Origin of the sequence: Streptomyces sp. AC602_WCS936 (assembly GCF_019049125.1) — a bacterium.
GTDB lineage: Bacteria > Actinomycetota > Actinomycetes > Streptomycetales > Streptomycetaceae > Streptomyces.
In genome coordinates this window covers 13,717-36,499 of the sequence record NZ_JAGMUF010000021.1, presented here as the reverse complement: position 1 = coordinate 36,499, position 22,783 = coordinate 13,717, and the positions used below count along the sequence as shown (strand labels likewise).

The window sequence follows — 22,783 nt, the reverse complement described above, 5'->3', positions numbered from 1 at the left end:
CCCGGGACCCTCGCCAGGGGTTCCGGGCGGGGCCGCGTCTTCTCCTGGTCACCCAGGAGGAATTCAGTGAGCATCACCAAGAAGGTCACCGCCCTCGCCGTCGGGCTGGGCATGGCCGGCGGCCTCGCCGCGTGCGGATCGTCGTCCGACGGGGACGGCGGGGGTTCCGGCGACTCCAAGACCGTGACCCTCGTCAGCCACAACTCGTGGGCCGTCTCGAAGGACGTCATCGCCGCCTTCGAGAAGAGCTCCGGCTACAAGGTCGAGGTCCTGGAGGACGGCGACGCCGGGCAGGCCGTCAACAAGGCCATCCTCACCAAGGAGAACCCGCAGGGCGACGTCTTCTTCGGCGTCGACAACACCCTGCTGTCCCGCGCCCTCGACAACGGCCTGTTCCAGCCGTACGAGGCGAAGGGGCTCGACCAGGTCGACGCCGCGTACCGGACCGACACCGACCACAAGGTCACGCCCGTCGACACCGGCGACATCTGCGTCAACTACGACAAGGCGTACTTCAGCGAGCACGGGCTGACCCCGCCGGACTCCTTCGACGACCTGGTCAAGCCCGAGTACAAGGACCTGCTCGTCACCGAGAACGCGGCCGGTTCCTCGCCCGGCCTGGGCTTCCTGCTCGGCACCGCCGCCGAGTACGGCGACGAGGGCTGGCAGGACTACTGGAAGAAGCTGAAGGCGAACGGCGTCAAGGTCGTCGACAGCTGGGAGCAGGCGTACAACGAGGAGTTCTCCGGCTCGTCCGGCGGCAAGAAGGCCAAGGGCGACCGGCCGCTCGTCGTCTCCTACGCCTCCTCGCCGCCCGCCGAGGTGATCTACGCCGACCCGCAGCCGGACACCGCGCCGACGGGCGTCGCCCAGGGCACCTGCTTCCGCCAGATCGAGTACGCCGGCCTGCTGAGCAACGCCCAGAACCCGGAGGGCGGCAAGGCGCTCCTCGACTTCATGCTGAGCAAGCGGTTCCAGGAGGACCTGCCGCTCAACATGTTCGTGTATCCGGTGCGCAAGGACGCCGCGATCCCCGAGTCCTTCCGGAAGTTCGGTCCGCCGGCCGAGAACCCGCGGACCATGGACCCGGCGAAGATCGCCGACAACCGCGATCAGTGGGTCAAGTCGTGGACCTCGCTCGTCGTGAGGTGAAGCGGGCGGAGCGCGTGGAGCGCGTGAGGACCGTGCGCGGGAGCGCGGCGCGGCTCGGTCTGATGGCCGTGCCCGTCGCGTTCTTCGCGGCGTTCTTCGCCTACCCCGTCGCCGCGATCGTCGCGCGCGGACTGAAGGTCGACGGGGCCTGGCAGCTCGGGCGGATCGGGGAGGTGCTCGGGCAGTCCGACGTCCGGCAGGTGCTGTGGTTCACCACCTGGCAGGCGCTGGCCTCCACCGCGCTCACCCTGCTGATCGCCCTGCCCGGCGCCTACGCGTTCGCCCGCCTCGACTTCCCCGGCAAGCAGGTGCTGCGGGCCGTGGTGACCGTGCCGTTCGTGCTGCCGACGGTCGTCGTCGGCACGGCGTTCCTGGCGCTGGTCGGCCGCGGCGGGCTGCTCGACGAGCTGTGGGGCCTCAGGCTGGACACCACGGTGTGGGCGATCCTGCTCGCGCACGTCTTCTTCAACTACGCCGTCGTCGTCCGCACCGTCGGCGGCCTCTGGTCGCAGCTCGACCCGCGCCAGGAGGAGGCCGCGCGGATGCTCGGCGCCTCGCGGCTGACGGCCTGGCGGCAGGTGACGCTGCCCGCGCTCGCGCCCGCCGTGGCCGCCGCCGCGCTGATGGTGTTCCTGTTTACCTTCACCTCCTTCGGCGTCGTCCAGATCCTCGGCGGGCCCGCCTTCTCCACCCTGGAGGTGGAGATCTACCGGCAGACCTCGCAGGTCTTCGACCTGTCCACGGCCGCCGTACTGACGCTGGTCCAGTTCGTGGCGGTCGCCGCCGTCCTCGCCGTGCACGCCTGGACGGTACGGCGGCGGGAGACGGCCCTGCGACTGGTGGACGCGGCCACGATCGCGCGCCGCCCGCGCGGCACCGGGCAGTGGGCGCTGCTGGCGGGGGTCCTGGTCACCGTCGCCGGACTGATCCTGCTGCCGCTGGCCGTACTGGTCCAGCGCTCCCTGGACGCACCCGGTTTCGGCTACTACCGGGCGCTGACCCGCGCGGACGGCGGCACCTTCCTGGTCCCGCCGATCGAGGCGATCGGCAACTCCCTCCAGTACGCCGTCGCCGCCACCGCCATCGCCGTGGTGATCGGCGCTCTGGCCGCCGCCGCGCTCACCCGCCGCGACGCGGGCCGTTTCGTACGCGGCTTCGACGCCCTGCTGATGCTGCCGCTCGGGGTGTCCGCCGTGACCGTCGGCTTCGGGTTCCTGATCGCGCTGGACGAACCCCCGCTGGACCTGCGCTCCTCCTGGATCCTGGTGCCGCTCGCGCAGGCGCTGGTCGGCGTCCCCTTCGTCGTACGGACCATGCTGCCGGTGCTGCGGGCGGTGGACGTACGGCTGCGGGAGGCGGCGGCGGTGCTCGGGGCGTCGCCGTGGCGGGTGTGGCGCGAGGTGGACCTGCCGATGGTGCGGCGTGCGCTGCTGGTGGCCGCCGGGTTCGCGTTCGCCGTGTCGCTCGGGGAGTTCGGGGCGACCGTGTTCATCGCGCGGCCCGACAACCCGACGCTGCCGGTGGCCGTGGCGCGGCTGCTGGGACGGCCCGGGGAGATGAACTACGGCCAGGCGATGGCCCTTTCGACGATTCTGATGCTGGTGTGCGCCGTGGCCCTGGTGGTGCTGGAACGGCTGCGGACCGACCGGACCGGGGAGTTCTAGACATGCCGCCGAGCCTGCTCAGCCTTGATGGCGCGACCGTCCGCTTCGGCGGGCGGGCCGTGCTCGACACCGTCGACCTCGATGTCGCCGAGCACGAGGTGGTGTGCGTGCTCGGGCCCAGCGGCAGCGGCAAGTCGACGCTGCTGCGGGCGGTCGCCGGTCTCCAGCCGCTGGACGCCGGACGGGTGACGCTGGACGGGCGGGACCAGGCCGGCGTGCCCGCGCACAAGCGCGAGGTCGGGCTGATGTTCCAGGACCACCAGCTGTTCCCGCAGCGGGACGTGGCCGGGAACGTCGCCTTCGGGCCGCGGATGCGGGGCGCGTCCCGTGCCGAACAGCACGAGCGGGTGGGGGAGTTGCTGGAGCTGGTGGGCCTGCCGGACGCCGCCCGGCGGTCCGTCGCCGCGCTCTCCGGCGGTGAGCAGCAGCGGGTGGCGCTGGCCCGCGCCCTCGCGTCCCGGCCCCGGCTGCTCATGCTGGACGAGCCTCTCGGTCAGCTGGACCGCTCGCTGCGGGAGCGGCTCGTGGTGGAACTGCGGGAGCTGTTCGGCCGGCTGGGCACCACCGTGCTCGCCGTGACCCACGACCAAGGCGAGGCCTTCGCGCTCGCCGACCGGGTCGTGGTGATGCGGGACGGGCGGATCGCCCAGTCGGGGACGCCGCTTCAGGTGTGGCAGCGGCCCGCCGACGCCTTCGTGGCCCGCTTCCTGGGCTTCGACAACGTGGTCGACGCGACCGTCACCGGGCAGGCCGCCGACACCCCGTGGGGCAAGGTGCCGGTCCCCGAGGACGCCCCGCAGGGCGCCCGCACCCTGCTCGTCCGCCCTGCCGGGGTGCGCCTGGTGGCCGCCGACGCGGGCCTGCGCTGCACGGTCACCGCCCGCACCTTCCGCGGCACCCACGTCGCCGTCCACCTCCAGCCCGAGGACGCCCCGCGCCTGGAGGCGGCGTGCGCGCTGCGGGCCGCGCCGGAGGTCGGGGACACGGTCGGAGTGGAGTACGACGTGGCGGAAATCGTGGTGCTCGGGTGATCTTGCCCTCGTAGGGTGACGGACATGACACGCCTCGCGCATGACCGCTACTGCGATGAGATCGACCGCCAAGTGGGCCGGTTCAGGTCCGTGTTGTCCTCGGGCGCCGACCTGTCAGCCACCGTGCCGACCTGCCCGGACTGGTCCCTGGAGGACCTCGTGCGGCACGTCGGCCGCGCCCTGCGCTGGGTCTAGCTGATCGTCCGCACTCGTGCCGAGGAGGACGTCCCGCTGGACCGGGCGCCGGGAGCGGAGGGGCCCGGGGCACGGGGGGACGCGGCCGCGCTCGACGCGTGGCTGGCGGAATCCGGTGCGACGGTCGTGCGCGCGCTGCGCGAGGCCGGACCGGACGGGCGGGCGTGGTCGTGGTTCGGGGACCACACCGCGGGCTTCTGGGCCCGCCGGATGACGCACGAACTCGTCGTCCACGGTGCGGACGCGTACCTTGCGGCGGACCGGCCCTTCGAGGCGGTGAGGGCGGAGGTGGTCGCCGACGCGATCGACGAGTGGCTGGAGATCGTGCGGTTCGTGCAGCGGGTCCTGCCGGACGGGCCGGCGCGCGAGCTGCGGGCCCCGGGCCGCAGCATCCACTTGCACGCCACCGACACCGCCGCGGGCCTCGACGCCGAGTGGTTCATCGAGCTCGCCGAGGACGGCGTCACCTGGCGCCGAGCCCACGAGAAGGCGACCGTGGCGCTGCGCGGGCCGCTGACGGACGTACTGCTGGCCTTCTACGGCCGGATCGCGCCGGACGCGCCCGGGCTCCAGGTGCTCGGCGACCGCGAACTGCTCGAACTCTGGCTGGCGAAAGCGAGGTTCGGCTGACCGGATGTGAGGGTGGCCCGCCCCCGGGCAGGGGACGGGCCACCGGTCACGTACGGGGGTGCGGGCGTCAGCGGTTGCCGTTCGCTCCGCGACGGCGCAGGCCGAGGAAGACCGCGCCGCCACCGACAACGACCAGGGCCGCCGCGATGCCGACGATCACGCCGGTGTTGGAGTTGGCGCCGGTCTCGGCGAGGTTGGACTCACCGGCCGCCGGGGACGGGGCGTTGCTCGGCACGGCCGCCGGAGCGGTGCTCTCGCTCTGCGACGGTGCCGGGGCCGACGTGGAGGGTGCCGGCGTCTTCGTCTCGTCGGACGGGGTGTCGGACGGGACGGGGGAGCTCTCCGACGGGGTCGGGGAGGGGGATTCCGTCTCCTCCGTGTCGCAGGCGGTCGCCGGGGTCACGAGGTTCGGCTTGATGTCCTCGTCGACGTACTTGTCGGCCTTGACGTGGATGCGGTACTCGGCGTTCGGCTTCCAGTCCTCGGTGAAGGTGATGGTGGTGCCTTCGCTCGAGCCCTTGACCACCTGCTCGCCGACCTTCTTCGCGTCGGCGCCGTTGTTCTGCAGGTACACGCTGACGGTGGCGGGGATACCGGCGGGGTCCACGTCGGTGACCGTGATGACGCCCTTGTCGCCCTCGCACTTGGCGGCGGCGGAGAACTCGCTGATGTCGCAGGCGAGAGCGTTGCCGGCGGCGCCGATCGCCAGGGCCACCGAGGCGGAGGCGACACCGAGGGCGCGAACACCACGGCGCGATGCCGTGCTTCTGAATATGGACAGGACTGCCACGTTTGTCCTTTACGGGAGCGCAGATGCGGGGGGTGGAGAGGGTGCTGACGCCCGATGACGCGGCCCCAGCACACCCACGAGCCTCACTGGTCTATAAGCGGTGCATAAGCAGTGTCAACGCATCTGTCTGCCAAGGGCGTTGGCTTTGCTTGCTTATTAACCGCCGAGACGTTTCAGCGCCTCGGGAGCCTCCTCGATCCGGTCGACCAGAGCGATCCGGGACTCCATGGTCCGCCCCTCGGCGAGCGAGGTGAGCAGCGGCCACGCGGGCAGCTTCTCCGTCCAGTGCCGCCGGTCCACCAGCACCATCGGCGTGGGCTCGCCCCGCGACTCGTAGTAGTTCGGCGTCGCGTTGTCGAAGACCTCCTGCACGGTGCCGGCGGCGCCCGGCAGGAAGACCACGCCCGCGTTGGAACGGGCCAGCAGGCCGTCCTCGCGGGTGGCGTTGGCGAAGTACTTGGCGATGTGCGCCGCGAAGGCGTTGGGCGGCTCGTGGCCGTAGAACCAGGTGGGGATGCCGACCGAGGCGCCGCCTCCGGGCCAGCGTTCGCGCACCTCGAACGCGGACCGCGCCCAGTCGGTGATCGACGGCGTGAACGAGGCGACCTTGGCGAGGAGCAGCAGGGCCTCCTCCAGCATCCCGTCGTCGAACGGGGCCGCGTACGCGCCGAGGTTGGCCGCCTCCATCGCCCCCGGGCCGCCGCCGGTGGCCACGGTGAAGCCGGCGCGGGCCAGTTCGCGGCCAGACGCGCCGCGCCCGCGTAAGCGCTCGTGCCGCGCGCCATGGCGTGACCACCCATGACGCCGACCACCCGTGCGCCGACGAGGAGTTCGTCGACCGCGTCGGAGACGGCGTCGTCGTGGATCGCGCGCAGCATGGAGGCGAACACGTCGCCGTCCGCCTTGGTCTGCTGGAACCAGTTGTAGGCGAGGGCGTCCGGGGTCGCCTCGTAGCCCTCGTCGAGGGAGGCGTACAGCGCGTCCGGGGTGTAGACGTGCGCCCGGTAGGGCTCGAAGGGCAGGTCCGGTATGGGCGGGAAGACCAGGGCGCCGGCGGCGGCGACCCGGGCGGCCGCCTCGGGAGCCATCGGGCAGCCGAGGAAGACGGCACCCGTGGGGTCCGCGGACATCAGGGCGTCCGTACGGCCCGTCAGGTCGACGGCCTGGACGCGGTAGTGGGCGAGTGTGCCGTGCGCCGAGACGACGTCGTCGAACTCGGCGAGGCTCTCGATCTCCCGGTCGTGCGAGGCGTGGTGGGACTGCTGAGGGGACTGGGGGCCGGGCTGGGCGGGTGTCGTCGAATCCACCCGCCCATGCTAGGCACGCGGGTGGCTCAGCCCTGGACCGCCGCCGGGTCCATCCAGACGACCTCGAAGGTGTGGCCGTCGATGTCGTCGAAGGCGCGGCCGTACATGAAGCCGTGGTCCTGGGTCTCGCCGGAGACGGAGCCGCCGGCCGCGACCGCCTTGTCGACCAGCTCGTCGACCTTCTCGCGGCTCTCGGCGCTCAGCGCGATCAGCACCTCGCTGGACTTCGTCGAGTCCACGATGTCCTTCTTCGTGAACTGGCGGTACTTCTCCGGGGTGTGCACCATCACGACGATGGTGTCGCTGAGCGGGATCGACGCGGTGGAGTCGTCGCTGAACTGGGCGTTGATCTCGTAGCCGAGCCCGGTGAAGAACTTCTTCGAGGCGTCCAGGTTGTTGGTGGCCAGGTTCACGAAGATCATCTGCTGGTACATGGGGGCCTCTCCCGTCGGTGTCCTGCCGTTGTCGTGCCGTTCGAGAGGTTAGACGCGCGGGGAGTGCGGAACTCATCGCCGGATCGGAGATTTTTTCGAGGGAGTTTCCCACGCCCCTCAGCGGGCCAGCGGCAGGGACGCCAACTGGGCGACGATCACGGTCAGCGGGGCGAACAGGGCGAGCAGCGCACCGGCGCGTACGGCCGCCGCGGCGCGCAGCGTCGCCGGGGGAGCGCCCAGCCGGAGCAGGGCGCCGGTCGTGTCGGTGCGGGCGTGTTTGGCCTCGACCGCGGCGGTGAGGAGGGTGGCCACCGTGCAGCCGGCCACGACGAGAGCGCCGAGGGCGCTCAGCGGGCCGAAATCGGGGCCGTCCGTGTCGTAGAGGGCGGTGGCCGCGTAGGCGGCACAGGCCACGGCGCAGACGACGCCGAGGGGGCGGCCGATGCGGTGCGACTCCTCCATCAGGACGCGGCCGGCGAGGAGGCGCAGGGCGCCGGGGCGGACTGCCTGCAGCAGGCGGCCGCAGAGGTGGGTGAGGCCGGGGCCGGCGAGGGCGAGGCCGAGGACGGTGAGGGACCAGCCGAGGAGGACAGCCGCGGAGGGGGTGGTCCCGGGGGTGGCCGTGTCGCCGGCGTAGGTCTCGACGGCGAGGCCGGCGGTGAGTACGGCGATGCCCCAGGGGAGGGTGGTGGTGTGGGGGCGGGGGGTGGTGGGGGTGCCCGTGGGGTCGGGTACGGCGTCGGGCGTCGACGGGGTGCCGTCCGTTGTGGCCGGGGGCTGGGTGTCACTGGCCTGCGTGAGCAGGGCGCCCTCCCCAGAGGGGGGACCCCCAGCGGCACGACTGCCCGCAGGCTGCGCCGATGCCGATGCCAGGCGGGCGCCGTAGCGGCCGTAGGTGCCGAAGGTTTCGCGGGCCGCGCCCCAGCCGTACGCGCCGAAACGGCCGTAGCGGCGGGGGCCGGTGGCGGAGGCGGGCCTCGGGTCGCGGGGGCGGAGGCTCAGGGCGACGGCGGCGGACGCGGCGGCCGGGACCAGGGTCAGCAGGGTCACCACGGCCGGGGCGGGAAGGCGCTGGCCGAGCGCCAGCGTCTCGGTCACGGCGCCGTCGACCGGCGTGCCCGTCAGGTCTCCGCGCACGTACAGGAAGCCGAACAGGGCCGCCACCGAGCCGAGGGCCGCCGACAGGGCCGTGGTCGTCGCCGAGACAGCCATCAGCCGGCCGGGGCCCAGGCCGATCGCCGACAGTCCCGGGCGGGGACGCGTGCCGGGGTCGGTGCGGGCCACGGCTGCGGCGAGGTACACCGTGGCTGCCAGCGGCGCCGCGCACCAGGCCAGGCGGAGGGCGGAGGAGCCGGGCGTGTCCGGGTGGGTGAGCGCGTGGCCGAGGGCGCACAGCAGCAGGAAGCCCGTGCCCGCCGACGCCACCGTGACCAGCAGGCGGCGCAGTTGGACGGCGAGGCGGGCGGCGCGGGTCAGGCGGAGAGCGAGCACGCCGCCCGGCCTTCCGTTCCGGGGGTGCCGGAGGTTCCGCCGGGCCCGGTGGCCACCGTGGTCTCCGCGACCGGCGGCAGGTGCACGGTCCGCACCCGCCGTCCGTCGAGCAGGGCCACCGTGCGGTCGGCGAGGGCGGCGGTCTGCGCGTCGCTCGTGGCGAGCAGGACGGTGATGCCGTGCGAGCGGGCCGCGGTGGTCAGCGTGCGCAGGACGTGCGCGCGGTCGACCCGGTGCAGCGGCGCGGTCGGCTCGTCGGCGAAGAGCACCGCGGGGGCGACGGCGAGCGCGCGGGCGATGCACACGCGCTGCCGCTCGGCCTGCTGGAGCTCGTGCGGGCGCCTGCGGGCCGTCCGGCCGCCGACGTCGAGGCGGTCCAGCCACTCCATGGCGGCGGTCTTGGCCCGGCGCCGGCCGGTGCCGCGCAGCATGAGGGGCAGGGCGGCGTTCTCCCAGGCGTTGAGTTCCGGGACGAGTACCGGGGCGGGGTCGATCCAGCCGAAGCGGTCGCGGCGCAGTCGCTCCCGCTTGAGCGGGCCCATGGTGTGCACCGGCAGGCTGTTGAACCAGACCTCGCCGTCCTGGGGCCGGACCATGCCGGACAGGCACCGCAGCAGCGTGGTCTTGCCGCTGCCGCGCGGGCCGCTCACGGCGAGGATCTCGCCCTCGCGGACGCCGACCGACACGCCTTGCAGCGCGGGGGAGCCGTCGTGGTGCGTGAAGTGCAGGGCGCGGGCCCACAGCACGTCGTTGTCCGGCGGAGCCTCCATGGGCGTACACCTCGGTTCTGATCCGTGTTTCCCCGTTCGCGTCCCCCGTACGGGCGAACGAAGGCGGGGCCGATCGGTCACTGGGCACCGTAGGCAGTTGCCGTGGGGAGGCCGGACAGCACGCGGCCCCGGGCCGCCGTGTCTCACTCGAACGGGCGGCACCGGGGCCGGATGATGATCCTCTAGGAGGATGATCAGAGCTTCGTCCACGCCTCCGTCAGCGTGGCGCGCAGGATCTGCTCGATCTCGTCGAAGGTCTCCTGGTTGGAGATCAGCGGCGGGGCGAGCTGGATGACCGGGTCGCCGCGGTCGTCGGCACGGCAGTACAGGCCGTTGTCGAAGAGCGCCTTCGACAGGAAGCCGTACAGGATCCGCTCGGTCTCCTCCTCGTTGAAGGATTCCTTGGTGGTCTTGTCCTTGACCAGCTCGATGCCGTAGAAGAAGCCGTTGCCGCGGACGTCGCCGACGATCGGCAGGTCGAGGAGCTTCTCCAGCGTCGCGCGGAAGTTGCCCTCGTTGTCCAGCACGTGCTGGTTGAGGCCCTCGCGCTCGAACAGGTCGAGGTTGGCGATGCCGACCGCGGCGGAGACCGGGTGGCCGCCGAAGGTGTAGCCGTGCAGGAAGGTGTTGTCACCCTTGTAGAACGGCTCGGCCAGGCGGTCGGAGATGATGCAGGCGCCGATCGGGGAGTAGCCCGAGGTCATGCCCTTGGCGCAGGTGATCATGTCCGGGACGTAGCCGAACTTGTCGCAGGCGAACGTCGTGCCCAGGCGACCGAAGGCGCAGATGACCTCGTCCGAGACGAGCAGCACGTCGTACTGGTCGCAGATCTCGCGCACCCGCTGGAAGTAGCCGGGCGGGGGCGGGAAGCAGCCGCCCGCGTTCTGCACCGGCTCCAGGAAGACGGCCGCGACCGTCTCCGGGCCCTCGAAGAGGATCTGCTGCTCGATCTGGTCGGCGGCCCAGCGGCCGAAGGCCTCGGGGTCGTCGCCGAAGAGCGGGGCGCGGTAGATGTTGGTGTTCGGGACCTTGTGCGCACCCGGCACCAGCGGCTCGAAGGGGGCCTTCAGGCCGGGCAGGCCGGTGATGGACAGGGCGCCCTGCGGGGTGCCGTGGTAGGCGACCGCGCGGGAGATGACCTTGTACTTGGTCGGCTTGCCGGTCAGCTTGAAGTACTGCTTGGCGAGCTTCCAGGCGGTCTCGACCGCCTCGCCGCCGCCGGTGGTGAAGAAGACCTTGTTGAGGTCGCCGGGGGCCTCGTTCGCCAGGCGCTCGGCCAGCTCGACGGCCTTGGGGTGGGCGTAGGACCACACCGGGAAGAAGGCGAGCTCCTGCGCCTGCTTCGAGGCGGTCTCGGCCAGCTCCTGGCGGCCGTGTCCGGCCTGGACGACGAAGAGGCCGGCGAGACCGTCGAGGTAGCGCTTGCCCTTGTCGTCGTAGATGTGGGTGCCCTCACCGCGGACGATGGTGGGGACGGGGGCGTTCTCGTACGACGACATGCGGGTGAAGTGCATCCACAGGTGGTCGTAGGCGGTCCTGCTGAGGTCCTTGTTGTCGGTGCTCACGATTATCGGGTTCCCCACATATAGGTCTGCTTCTTGAGCTTGAGGTAGACGAAGCTCTCGGTGGAGCGCACTCCGGGGACGGCCCGGATGCGTTTGTTGATGACGTCCAGAAGGTGGTCGTCGTCCTCGCAGACGACCTCCACCATCAGGTCGAAGGAGCCCGCTGTCATCACCACGTACTCGCATTCGGACATGGCCGTCAGCGCGTCGGCGACGGACTCCACGTCGCCCTCGACGTTGACGCCGACCATCGCCTGGCGGCGGAAGCCCACGGTGAGCGGGTCCGTCACGGCGACGATCTGCATCACGCCCTGGTCGAGCAGCTTCTGGACGCGCTGGCGCACGGCCGCCTCCGACAGGCCCACGGCCTTGCCGATGGCGGCGTACGGCCGGCGGCCGTCCTCCTGGAGCTGTTCGATGATGGCGAGGGAGACGGCGTCCAACTGGGGTCCGCCGTTCCTGGACTCGCGGGAGTCCTTCTGGTCTGCGCTTCGACTGGCCACGGCTTCACTGTGCACGACGTATCGACAGTTTCGCAAGCCCGGATCGATGAAATTCGTTGTCTGAGAGGTCAGAGTCGACGGATTTCGCAACACGGAGGCGACTGGGGGTGTTGAAAACGTGGGGTCTGCGTCTAGGGTGGGTGTCTCAGTGTTTGGACACGCGCGACAGCGGCGAGGTCCGAACCGGAGAGCCGAAGTAGACACCGAATTTGGAGGGCCGGCAGTGAGCACCGAGCTGCGTCGTCTGCGCAACTACATCGACGGTGAGTTCCGGGACGCCGCCGACGGACGGACCACGGAGGTGGTCAACCCCGCCACGGGCGAGGCCTACGCGACCGCCCCCCTGTCCGGGCAGGCGGACGTCGACGCCGCCATGGCGGCCGCCGCCGCGGCCTTCCCGGCCTGGCGGGACCTGGTCCCGGCCGAGCGGCAGAAGGCCCTGCTGAAGATCGCGGACGCGTTCGAGGAGCGGGCCGAGGAGCTGATCGCGGCCGAGGTGGAGAACACGGGCAAGCCCATCGGGCTGACCCGCTCCGAGGAGATCCCGCCGATGGTCGACCAGATCCGCTTCTTCGCGGGTGCGGCGCGGATGCTGGAGGGCCGGAGCGCCGGTGAGTACATGGAGGGCCTGACCTCCATGATCCGCCGCGAGCCGATCGGCGTCTGCGCGCAGGTCGCGCCGTGGAACTACCCGATGATGATGGCCGTGTGGAAGTTCGCCCCGGCCCTCGCCGCGGGCAACACGGTCGTCCTCAAGCCGTCCGACACCACCCCCGCCTCGACGGCCCTGATGGCCGACATCATCGGCTCGATCGTGCCCAAGGGCGTCTTCAACGTCGTCTGCGGCGACCGCGACACCGGCCGCCTGATGGTCGAGCACGAGACCCCGGCGATGGCCTCCATCACCGGCTCGGTGCGGGCCGGCATGTCGGTCGCCGAGTCGGCGTCGAAGGACCTCAAGCGGGTCCACCTGGAGCTCGGCGGCAAGGCGCCCGTCGTGGTCTTCGAGGACACCGACATCCCCAAGGCCGTCGAGGGCATCTCGGAGGCGGGCTACTTCAACGCCGGCCAGGACTGCACCGCCGCCACCCGCGTGCTGGTCCACGAGTCGATCCACGACGAGTTCGTGAGCGCGCTCGCGAAGGCCGCGTCCGAGATCAAGACCGGTCAGCCGGACGACGAGGACGTGCTCTACGGCCCGCTCAACAACCCGAACCAACTCGAGCAGGTCACCGGGTTCATCGAGCGCCTGCCCGCCCACGCCAAGGTCGAGGCGGGCGGCCAGCGGGTCGGCGACAAGGGCTACTTCTACGCCCCGACCGTCGTCTCCGGCCTCAAGCAGGACGACGAGATCATCCAGAAGGAGGTCTTCGGCCCCGTCATCACCGTCCAGTCCTTCCGCGACGAGGACCAGGCGGTCGAGTGGGCCAACGGCGTCGAGTACGCCCTCGCCTCCTCGGTGTGGACCAAGGACCACGGCCGCGCGATGCGGATGTCCAAGCGGCTGGACTTCGGCTGCGTGTGGATCAACACCCACATCCCGCTGGTCGCCGAGATGCCGCACGGCGGCTTCAAGAAGTCTGGCTACGGCAAGGACCTGTCGGGCTACGGCTTCGAGGACTACACCCGGATCAAGCACGTGATGACGTCGCTGGACGCGTGACGGACCCGGCTCCACGTGTGCGGCCCCGGACGGGAACCCCCGTCCGGGGCCGCGCCGCGTGCGGGGTGAGAGCGTGAACTCGCCCCGGTCGACAGGGTGTCGGGCCTGGACCGACCCTCTCGACGCAGCGTCGATTGTCCCGGTGAGCGCGGGCGCGGCATCCTGCGGCCATGCCCCCGCTCCCGAAGACGCCCTCGCTGTCCCTGTCCCGCCGTACCCTGCTACGCGGCCTGGGCGGTTCCGCCGCGCTCGGCGCACTGGCCGGCTGCGGCGTACCGGCCGCCTATGTCGCACCGGGCGACCGCGCCGCCACCGACCGGTCCGCCACCGAGAGGCGGCTGACCTGGGCGAACTGGCCGCTGTACATCGACACCGACGACGAGCGTCCGGGTCGGCGGCCCACGCTGGAGGCGTTCGAGAACGAGACGGGCATCTCCGTCGAGTACATCGAGGAGATCAACGACAACGACGAGTTCTTCGGCAAGATCAGCCCGTCCCTGATGAACCACCAGCCCACCGACCGCGACCTGATCGTCATCAGCGACTGGATGTGCGGGCGGTTCGTACGGCTCGGCTGGGTGCAGGAGATGGACCGCTCCCGCCAGCCGAACGTCACCCAGTACCTGGACCCGCTGCTGCGTTCGCCCGCCTTCGACCCGGGCCGGAAGTTCACCGTGCCCTGGCAGTCCGGCATCACCGGCATCGCCTACAACCGCCGCAGGCTGGGCCGGGAGGTCCGGCACGTCTCCGACCTGTGGGCGGACGACCTCAAGGGCCGGGTGACCCTGCTGTCCGGCATGGACGAGGCGTTCGCGCTGCTGATGCAGGGCAACGGCGTCGACATCACCGACTGGACGGCGGACGACTTCCACACGATGTGCGACCAGGTGGAGAAGCAGGTGGCCGAGGGCCAGGTCCGCCGCTTCACCGGCAACGACTACATCAAGGACCTCTCCAGCGGTGACGTCCTGGCCTGCCAGGCCTACTCCGGTGACGTCATCCAGCTCCAGGCGGACGACCCGGACATCGAGTTCGTCGTCCCCGAGGAGGGCGCCGAGCTGTGGTCGGAGTCCCTGATGATCCCCAACCTGGCCCGGCACAAGGCCAACGCCGAGCGGCTGATCGACTTCTACTACCAGCCGGAGGTCGCAGCCGAGCTCGCCGCGTGGGTCAACTACGTCTGCCCCGTCCCCGCCGCCCGGGACGTGCTCGCCTCCTCCGACGACGAGGGGACCGCCGCGCTGGCCGAGGACCCGCTGATCTTCCCGGACGCGGCGATGCGCGAACGGCTCGCCATCGCGCGGGATATCGCGGCGGGGGAGCGGTCGGAGTTCGCGAAGCGGTGGAACGGGATCGTCGGCGTGTAGCAGACTGACCGATGTGATCAATTCACCGGACGATGAAAAGGTGGGCGCGGCGGTCACGCTCGGGCTGCTGGCCGCCTGGGCGCTGCACGACGCCGAGGAACTGGCGACCGTGCCGGGCTGGTGGCGGCGTGAGCTGCCCGCCCTGCGGGAACGGTTCCCCTCCGTGCCGGAGGCCGTGTGGCGGCGGGCCGGGTCGGTCGACGGGCGGGAGTTCGCGGTGGCGGTCGGGGCGATGGCCGCGGTCGTGGCCGCCGCGTCCGCCGCGGGACGGCTCACCGGCGGCCGGTCGGCCGCCTACCAGACCGCGCTGAACGCCTTCGGTCTGCACGGCCTGGTCCACCTCGCCCAGGCGGCACTGGTGCGCGGCTACACGCCCGGGTCCGCGACCTCGCCGCTCGTCGTCGTCCCGTTCACGCTCTGGGCCCGCCACCGGCTGCGCCGTGCTGGTGTCCTGCGCGCCACGCGCCCGCGCGACCTCGCCGTGGGGCTCGGTTTCGCGGGCGCGGCGACGGCCGGGGCGCACGCGGTGGCGCGGCGGCTGGCGGGGCGCGGCGCCTGACGGGGGACTACTTCAGCGCGGCCATGGTGATCCCGTCGAGGACCGGCTTCGGATCCGCGCTCTTGGCGTCCGTGGAGTTGACCGAGCAGACGAGGGTGCGGCTCAGGTCGCGGGTGCCGCCGATGAGCGCGCTGTATCCGTAGCGGGACCCCGACTTGCCCCAGAAGATCTCGCCGTCGACTTCCTTGTACTCCAGCCCCGCGCTGCGCTGCGCGCCCGGAACGCCCGCCGGGGTCGTGAACATCTCCTCCAGCTCCGGCTGCGGCACGATCTTTCCCCGGAACAGATTGGTGAGCAGCTTCTCCAGGTCGGCGGTGGTGGAGATCATGTCGCCGGCCGCCCAGCGGTCCGCCTGGTTCCACTCGGTCACGTCGAGGAGCTTCGTCGTGCCGTCCGGCTGCCGCACCGCCTGGTAGCCCCGGTTGTGCGGGCCCCGGATGCGGGGGTCGGTGCCGGGGAAGTACGTGTGGTGCATGCCGGCCGGGCGTAGGACCAGGCGCGTGGCCACGGAGGCGTACGAGCGCCCCGTCACCTTCTCGATCAGCAGGCCGAGGATCGTGTAGTTGATGTTCAGGTACTGCTGCCGCGTCCCCGGAGTGAAGTCCTCCGGTCCCTTGGCGATCGCCGACGCCGCGACCTGCTGCGGGGCGAGGGTCTCGAAGCGGTGCGCGTACACCTCCGCGAAGTCGTCGCCGAGACCGTCGCCCGGCTTGATGCCGCTGGTGTGGTTCAGCAGTTGGCGCACGCTGATCGGCTGCTTGAATGCCGGGGTGAACAGGTCGGGGAGATAGCCCTGCACGGGCGCGTCCAGGTCGATCTCGTCCCGCGCCGCGAGCCGCAGGACGGTGGCGGCGGTGACGACCTTCGTGATCGAACCGGCCCGGAAGCGGGCGTCGGGATGTGCCGGCCGGTCACCGGCCAGGTCGCGCACGCCCGCGCTGCCGTGCCAGTCGCCGTCCGGGTCGCCGACCCGCACGAGGGCGGCCGTGGCGTACTGGTTCGGGACGACGGAGAGCGCGTCGCGCAGTGCCTTCTCGTCCGGCCCGTCCCGGTCGACGGAGCTGGAGGCCGTGGCGGGCGGCGAGGCGAACGCCGGGGCCGCCAACGGGCCGGCGGCCAGGGCGAGGACCACGGAGGCGGCGAGAACGGAGTGGGTACGGGCACGCATCGACTGCTCCAGGGGTGAAGGCGGTTGCGGCGGAAGGATCGTTGATCATCCTTGTGCGCCGCGCCCCGTGGCGGATCGTCGGTGAGTAGGGCGCCCGCCCTGTAGCCGGAATCAGGGAACTCCCTTATGGGAAACCAGCGTTGTGCGGGGCATCCCTTACGGGGCCGGGGTGGCCCCGTTGCCGTCGCGCAGCGCGCACAGCGTGTCGATGCGGTTGGTGGTGATCGAGTCGACGCCCAGCGCGATCAGCCGGCGCATGGAGCGCCGGGTGTCCGGGGTCCACACCGACAGCAGGCAGCCGTCGCCGTGGACCCGCTCGGCCAGGGCCCGGGTCACCAGTCCGAACCGGTAGTTCAGCCACCGCGGCCGCACCGCCGCGAGCAGCGCGGGCCGCGGCGGTGCCGCCGTCGTCCAGGTCATGGCGATCTCGGCGGCGGGGTCGGCGGCGCGCACGGCGAGCATGGCCGCGGCGCCCGCCGTGTAGTACACGCGGTCCTGGGCCCCGCACTCCCGGACGACGTCCACGACGCGCCGCACCGCCCGCTCGCCCGGCCCGCCCGGCAGGTCCAGCATCAGCCGGCTGCCGTCGGTCGCGGCCAGCGCCTCGGCGAGCGTCGGCACCCTGCCCGCCGTCAGCCCGCGCACCTCCTCGGCCGACAGGGACCGCAGCGGCCGGTCGTGCTGCCACAGCCGCTTCAGCGTCTCGTCGTGCAGCAGCACGGGCACGCCGTCGCGGGTGAGCCGTACGTCGGTCTCGACCGCGTCCGCGCCGCGGTCGAGCGCGGAGCGCAGCGAGCCGAGCGTGTTCTCGCGGTAGCGGTACGGGTCGCCGCGGTGGGCCACGGCGGTCAGGTCGCGTGCGGGACTCATGGCGGGCACCCGGCTCAGGAGGCGAGCCAGGCGGAGGTGTACGTGTCGATCTCGTCCCTGATCCGCGCCTTGCCCGGCGCGTCCAGGAACGACGCGTCGACCGCGTTCTTCGCCAGGTCGGCGAGGCCTCGTTCGTCGAGGTCGAGGAGCCGGGCGGCGACGGCGTACTCGTTGTTGAGGTCGGTGCCGAACATCGGGGGGTCGTCGGAGTTGATCGTCACGATCACCCCGGCGCGTACGAACTCCTTGATGGGGTGCTCGTCCAGGGTGCGCACCGCGCGGGTGGCGATGTTGGAGGTCGGGCAGACCTCCAGGGGGATGCGGTGCTCGGCGAGGTGCGCCAGCAGCTTGGGGTCCTGCGCGGAGCTGGTGCCGTGCCCGATGCGCTCGGCACGCAGGTCGGTGAGCGCGTCCCACACCGTCTGCGGGCCGGTGGTCTCGCCGGCGTGCGGCACCGAGTGCAGCCCTGCGGCGATCGCGCGGTCGAAGTACGGCTTGAACTGCGGCCGGGCCACCCCGATCTCGGGTCCGCCGAGCCCGAAGGAGACCAGGCCCTCGGGACGGAGCCGGTCGTCGGTGGCGAGCCGTGCCGTCTCCTCGGCGGACTCCAGACCGGCCTCGCCCGGGATGTCGAAGCACCAGCGCAGCACGGTCCCGAACTCGGACTCCGCCGCCTTGCGGGCGTCCTCGATCGCGTCCATGAAGGCGCCCTCGTCGATGCCGCGCCGGGTGGACGAGAACGGGGTGATGGTCAGCTCGGCGTACCGCACCTGCTGCCGGGCCATGTCGCGGGCCACCTCGTACGTCAGCAGCCGGACGTCCTCGGGGGTGCGGATCAGGTCGACGACGGACAGGTACACGTCGATGAAGTGCGCGAAGTCCGTGAAGGTGAAGTAGTCGACCAGGGCCTCGGGGTCGGTGGGGACCTTGGAGTCCGGGTGGCGGGCGGCCAGTTCCGAGACGATGCGCGGGGAGGCGGAGCCGACGTGGTGGACGTGCAGTTCGGCCTTGGGCAGTCCGGCGATGAAGGCGTGCAGATCGCGCGGGACGGCGGGGTCGACGAGGTGCTCGGTCAAGGGTTCCTCCCCGGAACGGCGCCCCGGGCCGCGGGCGGCGGCGGGACGCGGGTGATCGGCTGATCGGTGGTACGGGGATCATCGTAGGCCGGTCGCACGCCGGACGGGCGGGGCCCGTAGCATGACGGGCACGATCGACCCAGGGGGACGGAAAATGACGGACGCGACACGGCCGGGTGGGGACTCCAACGGCGCCAACGATCCTTGGGCGCCCCCGGAGAGCAGGCCCTCGCTGGACAAGAACCGTGACGCCGCGACGGGAGTGCCGCAGCAGCCGGCCCCGCCCGCCGCCGGCGACGTGCCGCCCTGGCAGCCGCCGCCGTCCGCGCAGCCGCCGTCCGTGCACGACCAGGCCACCGTCGCCTCGATGCCCGCCGCCGGCTTTCCCCCGCCCGAGTCCGCGGTGCCGCCACCGCCGATCGCGCCCGGCGGCCCGGGTGTCCCGGGCGGGTACGGCTACCCCGCCTATCCCCAGGGCGGCTACGGCTGGGGCACCGCCCCGCTGCCCCCGCAGAACGGCATGGGCACGGCGGCGATGGTGCTCGGCATCCTGGCCTGCTGCATGTTCTGCGCGTACGGCATCGTCTCGCTGGTGCTCGGCATCCTCGCCGTGGTCTTCGGCGTCAAGGGGCGCCGTAAGGCCGAGCGCGGCGAGGCCAACAACCACGGACAGGCCCAGGCCGGCTTCATCATGGGCATCATCGGCATCGTTCTCGGCATCGCCGTGATGGCCCTGATCGCCGTCGGCATCATCGCCGCGATCAACGAGGACTCGGAGTACGAGGACCCCTACTACGGCGCCCCGCGCCCGGCGGCGGTCTCCGTGGCGGCGCAGGTGCAGAGCTGAGCGGCTGAACAGCCGAGCAGAGGCGGCTGACGCCCGCGGCACGGACCGCGGGCGTCAGCCGCCTTCGCGCAGCCGCTCCCGCGCCACCATCAGCGCGAACCCCAGCAGATTCGGCCCCCGCCACCGCTCCGGGTCCGTCGCCGCCTCGTCGTCCGCGGCCAGGCCGATGCCCCACACCCGGTCCACGGGGCTCGCCTCCACCAGCACCCGGTCGCCCGTGTTCAGCAGGAACCCGCGCAGCGCGGCGTCCGAGGCGAACTTGTGGACGCTGCCCTCGACGACGATCGAGAAGCGCTCCCGCTCCCACACCGCCTCGTCGAAGCCGCGCACCAGCCGCCCCGCCTTCTTGGCCTCGGCGGGATGCTCCGCCGCCAGCACCCGGCGCTCCGCCTCCGCGTCGCCGAAGAGCCTGGCCTTGCCCGCCATCATCCAGTGCTCGGCGGTCGCGTACTCCACCCCGGCCACGGTGAACGGCGAGGGCCACCACTGGCTCAGACAGCTCGGGCCGATCCGGCCGTCGGGGCGCGGCCGGTGCCCCCAGAAGCAGAGGTACTTGATCCGCTCGCCGGCCCGGATACGCCCGACCAGCGCGTCTCTGCTGTGGGTGATCTCCGCCGCCGACCCGTGCCCTTCCGCCCCCGTGATCTTCTCCATGCACGCGAGTCTGGCACGCGCCACTGACACTCCGTCCGGCCTTTTCCGTGGCGACTCGACACCTGGTCGACAGATTCCGTCGCGTAACCAAATGGCAACAACGGAATCACTTGTTGGTGGCCTAGTGCTCTGTCAGGATCGGCACTCACATCGAGCCTGAGCCACGCCGGCCCCCGTACATGGGGAGACCGAGGAGAGCCGACATGCACAACCCGGGCAACGACACCCCGGACCGATTCCCGGCCCAGGACCGCTTCGCGGACGGGGCCCAGTACATCGCGGGCCGTCTCACGAAGGGCACCTCCGGACGCACGCACACCGTCGTCGACCCGGCGACCGGCGACGAGGTCCTCACCTACGCACTCGCCGGTCCCGACGACGTCGACGCGGCCGTCGCCGCCGCGCGGGAGGCGTTCCCCGGCTGGGCCGGCGCCACCCCGGGCGAGCGCTCCGACGCCCTGCACCGGTTCGCCGCCGTCCTCGCCGACCGCGCCGAGGACTTCGCCCGCGCGGAGTCGCTGCAGTGCGGGAAGCCGCTGAAGCTGACCCGCGAGTTCGACGTGCCGGGCAGCATCGACAACACGGCCTTCTTCGCCGGCGCCGCCCGGCACCTCCAGGGCCAGTCGGCGGGGGAGTACTCCGGCGACCACACCTCGTACGTGCGCCGCGAGCCGATCGGCGTCGTCGGGTCCATCGCGCCCTGGAACTACCCGCTCCAGATGGCCGCCTGGAAGATCCTCCCGGCGATCGCCGCGGGCAACACCATCGTGCTGAAGCCCGCCGAGATCACCCCGCTGACCTCCCTGATGTTCGCCCAGGCCGCCACCGAGGCCGGTATCCCGGACGGCGTCGTCAACATCATCACCGGCACGGGCAGGGAGGCGGGCGAGCACCTGGTCGGCCACCCGGACGTCGCCATGACCTCCTTCACCGGCTCCACCGCCGTCGGCAAGCGCGTCGCCGAGGTCGCCACCGCCACCGTGAAGCGCCTGCACCTGGAGCTCGGCGGCAAGGCGCCCTTCCTCGTCTTCGACGACGCCGACCTCGACGCCGCCGTGCACGGCGCGGTCGCGGGCGCGCTCATCAACACCGGCCAGGACTGCACGGCCGCCACGCGCGCGTACGTGCAGCGGCCCCTGTACGACGCGTTCGTCGAGAAGACCGCCGCCCTCATGGACACCGTCCGCGTCGGCGACCCCTTCGCCCCCGGCACCGACCTCGGCCCGCTGGTCAGCCACGTCCAGCGGGACCGCGTCGCCGGTTTCGTCGACCGGGCGCGCTCCTACGCGCGCGTGGTGTGCGGCGGCGAGGCACCGCAGGGCGACCTGAAGGATGGCGCCTACTACCGGCCCACCCTCATCGCGGACGCCGCGCAGGACAGCGAGGCCGTCCAGTCCGAGATCTTCGGGCCCGTCCTGGTCGTGCTGCCCTTCGACACGGACGACGAGGGCATCCGGCTGGCCAACGACACGCCGTACGGGCTCGCCGCCTCCGCCTGGAGCCGGGACGTGTACCGGGCGAACCGCGCCACCCGCGAGATCAAGGCGGGCTGCGTGTGGGTCAACGACCACATCCCGATCATCAGCGAGATGCCGCACGGCGGGTACAAGGCGTCCGGCTTCGGCAAGGACATGTCCGCCTACTCCTTCGAGGAGTACACGCAGGTCAAGCACGTCATGTTCGACAACACCGCGGTGGCGGCCAAGGACTGGCACCGCACCGTCTTCGGGGACCGATAGTCACGACCGAGAGGCCGCCGACCACGGCCGACCCACCCGAAAGGGCAACCACGCGCATGGAGCAGTACGAGCCCGACCGCCTGTCCCCGGCCCAAGTGGCCGCCATGCGGCGCAGTTTCACCAGCGGCAGGGCCGCCCTCACCCGCCGTTCACTGCTGCGCGCCTCCGCGGGCGGCGCGCTCGCGGTCGGCGGGCTCGGCACGCTGAGCGCCTGCGGCATCCCGCCGGCCGGCAAGACCGAGGGCGGCGTGTCGTCCGACGACCGGTCCAAGGAGGAGAAGGAGGTCTCCTTCTCCAACTGGACCGAGTACATGGACGTCGACGAGAGCGGCCGGCGACACCCGACGCTTGAGGCGTTCACCAAGCGCACCGGCATCAAGGTCAAGTACACCGAGGACATCAACGACAACAGCGAGTTCTTCGGCAAGATCCAGCCCCAGCTCTCCGCGGGCCAGGAGACCGGGCGCGACATCATCGTGCTCACCGACTGGCTCGCCGCCCGGCTGATCCGCCTCGGCTGGGTCCAGAAACTGGACCCGGCCAACCTGCCGCACGCCTTCGCCAACCTGTCGCCGCAGTTCCGCGACCCCGACTGGGACCCGGGCCGCGCCTACTCGTACCCCTGGCAGGGCATCGCGACCGTCATCGCCTACAACAAGAAGGCGCTGGACGGCGTCGAGGTGAAGTCGGTCTCCGACCTGCTCGACAACCCGAAGCTCAAGGGGCGGGTCGGCTTCCTCACCGAGATGCGCGACACCGTCGGCATGACGCTGCTCGACATGGGCAAGGACCCGGCCCGCTTCTCCGACGACGACTACGACGCGGCGATCGCCCGGCTCCAGAAGGGCGTCGACAGCGGCCAGATACGCCGCTTCACCGGCAACGACTACACCGCCGACATCAGCAAGGGCGACTTCGCGGCCTGTCTGGCCTGGGCCGGGGACGTCGTCCAGCTCAAGGCGGACAACCCCGACGTCGACTTCGTCATCCCGGACAGCGGATACATCACCTCCAGCGACAACATGCTGGTCCCCAACAAGGCGCGCCACAAGACCAACGCCGAGCGGCTCATGGACTACTACTACGAGCCGGGGCCCGCCGCGCAGCTCGCCGCCTACATCAACTTCGTCTGTCCCGTGGACGGAGTGAAGGACGAGCTGGCGAAGATCGACGAGGACGCGGCGAACAACCCGCTGATCATTCCCGACAAGGCCATGCAGGCCCTCTCCCGTGCCTTCCGCTCACTGAGCCAGAAGGAAGAGACGGCCTACGAAGAGAAGTTCGCGAAGCTCACTGGGGCGTGACGAC

The 22,783-nt window shown here is 71.7% G+C and carries 19 protein-coding genes and 2 pseudogenes; 10 read left to right on the top strand and 11 right to left on the bottom strand.

The genetic code is table 11. The features are described 5' to 3' along the window. The first annotated feature begins 66 nt into the window (after positions 1-66). From KUM03_RS10135 to KUM03_RS10120, 4 genes and pseudogenes are all read left to right on the top strand, one after another. The gene (locus tag KUM03_RS10135; protein ID WP_217246712.1) at positions 67-1,152 is read left to right on the top strand and encodes a thiamine ABC transporter substrate binding subunit; all 1,086 of its coding nucleotides are present in this window, start codon (positions 67-69) and stop codon (positions 1,150-1,152) included. A 62-nt stretch (positions 1,153-1,214) separates the two neighbouring features. Then, complete coding sequence (locus tag KUM03_RS10130; RefSeq protein WP_217246864.1) at positions 1,215-2,816, top strand: iron ABC transporter permease; 1,602 nt, start codon at positions 1,215-1,217, stop codon at positions 2,814-2,816. 2 nt (positions 2,817-2,818) lie between these two features. Continuing rightward, the gene (locus KUM03_RS10125) at positions 2,819-3,847 is read left to right on the top strand and encodes an ABC transporter ATP-binding protein (RefSeq protein WP_217246711.1); all 1,029 of its coding nucleotides are present in this window, start codon (positions 2,819-2,821) and stop codon (positions 3,845-3,847) included. Between the two features lie 24 nt (positions 3,848-3,871). After that, a pseudogene (locus tag KUM03_RS10120) lies at positions 3,872-4,672 on the top strand (maleylpyruvate isomerase family mycothiol-dependent enzyme). A gap of 67 nt (positions 4,673-4,739) precedes the next feature. Here the strand turns inward: KUM03_RS10120 and KUM03_RS10115 are convergent. The 7 genes and pseudogenes from KUM03_RS10115 to KUM03_RS10085 form a co-directional block, all read right to left on the bottom strand. Further along, positions 4,740-5,462, bottom strand: coding sequence for an LAETG motif-containing sortase-dependent surface protein (locus KUM03_RS10115; RefSeq protein ID WP_217246710.1), 723 nt, complete (start codon positions 5,460-5,462; stop codon positions 4,740-4,742). A 156-nt stretch (positions 5,463-5,618) separates the two neighbouring features. Beyond that, a pseudogene (locus KUM03_RS10110) lies at positions 5,619-6,769 on the bottom strand (LOG family protein). 26 nt (positions 6,770-6,795) lie between these two features. After that, complete coding sequence (locus KUM03_RS10105; protein ID WP_217246709.1) at positions 6,796-7,203, bottom strand: VOC family protein; 408 nt, start codon at positions 7,201-7,203, stop codon at positions 6,796-6,798. Positions 7,204-7,320: 117 nt separating this feature from the next. Next, positions 7,321-8,694: a hypothetical protein gene (locus KUM03_RS10100; protein ID WP_217246708.1), complete on the bottom strand. Its 1,374-nt coding sequence runs from the start codon at positions 8,692-8,694 to the stop codon at positions 7,321-7,323. Beyond that, a complete protein-coding gene (locus KUM03_RS10095) occupies positions 8,676-9,464 on the bottom strand; it encodes an ABC transporter ATP-binding protein (RefSeq protein ID WP_217246707.1) in 789 nt (262 codons plus the stop codon). Before KUM03_RS10095 ends, KUM03_RS10100 begins: the two co-directional genes overlap by 19 nt. 194 nt (positions 9,465-9,658) lie before the next feature. Then, positions 9,659-11,029 carry an aspartate aminotransferase family protein gene (locus tag KUM03_RS10090; protein WP_217246706.1) on the bottom strand — a complete coding sequence of 457 codons (1,371 nt, stop codon included), beginning with the start codon at positions 11,027-11,029 and terminating at the stop codon, positions 9,659-9,661. Positions 11,030-11,031: 2 nt separating this feature from the next. Next, positions 11,032-11,547, bottom strand: a complete 516-nt coding sequence (locus tag KUM03_RS10085) for an Lrp/AsnC family transcriptional regulator (RefSeq protein ID WP_073731558.1) — start codon at positions 11,545-11,547, stop codon at positions 11,032-11,034. 208 nt (positions 11,548-11,755) lie between these two features. Between KUM03_RS10085 and KUM03_RS10080 the strand changes: the two genes are divergently transcribed. The 3 genes from KUM03_RS10080 to KUM03_RS10070 all read left to right on the top strand — a co-directional run bounded on the left by KUM03_RS10080 (position 11,756) and on the right by KUM03_RS10070 (position 15,121). Beyond that, a complete protein-coding gene (locus KUM03_RS10080) occupies positions 11,756-13,195 on the top strand; it encodes a gamma-aminobutyraldehyde dehydrogenase (protein WP_217246705.1) in 1,440 nt (479 codons plus the stop codon). 170 nt (positions 13,196-13,365) lie between these two features. Continuing rightward, positions 13,366-14,562, top strand: a complete 1,197-nt coding sequence (locus KUM03_RS10075) for a PotD/PotF family extracellular solute-binding protein (RefSeq protein ID WP_217246704.1) — start codon at positions 13,366-13,368, stop codon at positions 14,560-14,562. Positions 14,563-14,575: 13 nt separating this feature from the next. Next, positions 14,576-15,121, top strand: a complete 546-nt coding sequence (locus KUM03_RS10070; RefSeq protein WP_217246703.1) for an HXXEE domain-containing protein — start codon at positions 14,576-14,578, stop codon at positions 15,119-15,121. A gap of 7 nt (positions 15,122-15,128) precedes the next feature. Here the strand turns inward: KUM03_RS10070 and KUM03_RS10065 are convergent, their stop codons facing one another. From KUM03_RS10065 to KUM03_RS10055, 3 genes are all read right to left on the bottom strand, one after another. After that, positions 15,129-16,289: a serine hydrolase gene (locus tag KUM03_RS10065; protein WP_217246702.1), complete on the bottom strand. Its 1,161-nt coding sequence runs from the start codon at positions 16,287-16,289 to the stop codon at positions 15,129-15,131. A gap of 156 nt (positions 16,290-16,445) precedes the next feature. Continuing rightward, entirely contained in the window at positions 16,446-17,159 is a 714-nt protein-coding gene (locus KUM03_RS10060; protein ID WP_217246701.1) for a glycerophosphodiester phosphodiesterase, read from the bottom strand. 14 nt (positions 17,160-17,173) lie between these two features. Further along, entirely contained in the window at positions 17,174-18,235 is a 1,062-nt protein-coding gene (locus KUM03_RS10055; RefSeq protein ID WP_217246700.1) for an adenosine deaminase, read from the bottom strand. Between the two features lie 154 nt (positions 18,236-18,389). On the opposite strand from KUM03_RS10055, the gene KUM03_RS10050 reads away from it, so the two are divergent. Continuing rightward, entirely contained in the window at positions 18,390-19,082 is a 693-nt protein-coding gene (locus tag KUM03_RS10050; RefSeq protein WP_217246699.1) for a DUF4190 domain-containing protein, read from the top strand. A gap of 54 nt (positions 19,083-19,136) precedes the next feature. Here the strand turns inward: KUM03_RS10050 and KUM03_RS10045 are convergent, their stop codons facing one another. Then, positions 19,137-19,736, bottom strand: a complete 600-nt coding sequence (locus KUM03_RS10045) for an NADAR family protein (protein ID WP_217246698.1) — start codon at positions 19,734-19,736, stop codon at positions 19,137-19,139. A gap of 203 nt (positions 19,737-19,939) precedes the next feature. Between KUM03_RS10045 and KUM03_RS10040 the strand changes: the two genes are divergently transcribed. Together KUM03_RS10040 and KUM03_RS10035 are read left to right on the top strand one after the other, a co-directional pair. After that, the gene (locus tag KUM03_RS10040; protein WP_217246697.1) at positions 19,940-21,475 is read left to right on the top strand and encodes a gamma-aminobutyraldehyde dehydrogenase; all 1,536 of its coding nucleotides are present in this window, start codon (positions 19,940-19,942) and stop codon (positions 21,473-21,475) included. Positions 21,476-21,531: 56 nt separating this feature from the next. Then, positions 21,532-22,779, top strand: coding sequence for a spermidine/putrescine ABC transporter substrate-binding protein (locus KUM03_RS10035; protein ID WP_217246696.1), 1,248 nt, complete (start codon positions 21,532-21,534; stop codon positions 22,777-22,779). The last annotated feature ends 4 nt before the right edge of the window (positions 22,780-22,783 follow it).

What these genes read in the sequence shown, in the direction of transcription:
- KUM03_RS10130 (WP_217246864.1), top strand. Translation starts at nt 1,215, where the DNA reads ATGGCCGTGCCCGTCGCGTTCTTCGCGGCGTTCTTCGCCTACCCCGTC.
- KUM03_RS10125 (WP_217246711.1), top strand. Translation starts at nt 2,819, where the DNA reads ATGCCGCCGAGCCTGCTCAGCCTTGATGGCGCGACCGTCCGCTTCGGC.
- KUM03_RS10105 (WP_217246709.1), bottom strand. Translation starts at nt 7,203, where the DNA reads ATGTACCAGCAGATGATCTTCGTGAACCTGGCCACCAACAACCTGGAC.
- KUM03_RS10095 (WP_217246707.1), bottom strand. Translation starts at nt 9,464, where the DNA reads ATGGAGGCTCCGCCGGACAACGACGTGCTGTGGGCCCGCGCCCTGCAC.
- KUM03_RS10075 (WP_217246704.1), top strand. Translation starts at nt 13,366, where the DNA reads ATGCCCCCGCTCCCGAAGACGCCCTCGCTGTCCCTGTCCCGCCGTACC.
- KUM03_RS10065 (WP_217246702.1), bottom strand. Translation starts at nt 16,289, where the DNA reads ATGCGTGCCCGTACCCACTCCGTTCTCGCCGCCTCCGTGGTCCTCGCC.
- KUM03_RS10060 (WP_217246701.1), bottom strand. Translation starts at nt 17,159, where the DNA reads ATGAGTCCCGCACGCGACCTGACCGCCGTGGCCCACCGCGGCGACCCG.
- KUM03_RS10050 (WP_217246699.1), top strand. Translation starts at nt 18,390, where the DNA reads ATGACGGACGCGACACGGCCGGGTGGGGACTCCAACGGCGCCAACGAT.
- KUM03_RS10045 (WP_217246698.1), bottom strand. Translation starts at nt 19,736, where the DNA reads ATGGAGAAGATCACGGGGGCGGAAGGGCACGGGTCGGCGGCGGAGATC.
- KUM03_RS10040 (WP_217246697.1), top strand. Translation starts at nt 19,940, where the DNA reads ATGCACAACCCGGGCAACGACACCCCGGACCGATTCCCGGCCCAGGAC.
- KUM03_RS10035 (WP_217246696.1), top strand. Translation starts at nt 21,532, where the DNA reads ATGGAGCAGTACGAGCCCGACCGCCTGTCCCCGGCCCAAGTGGCCGCC.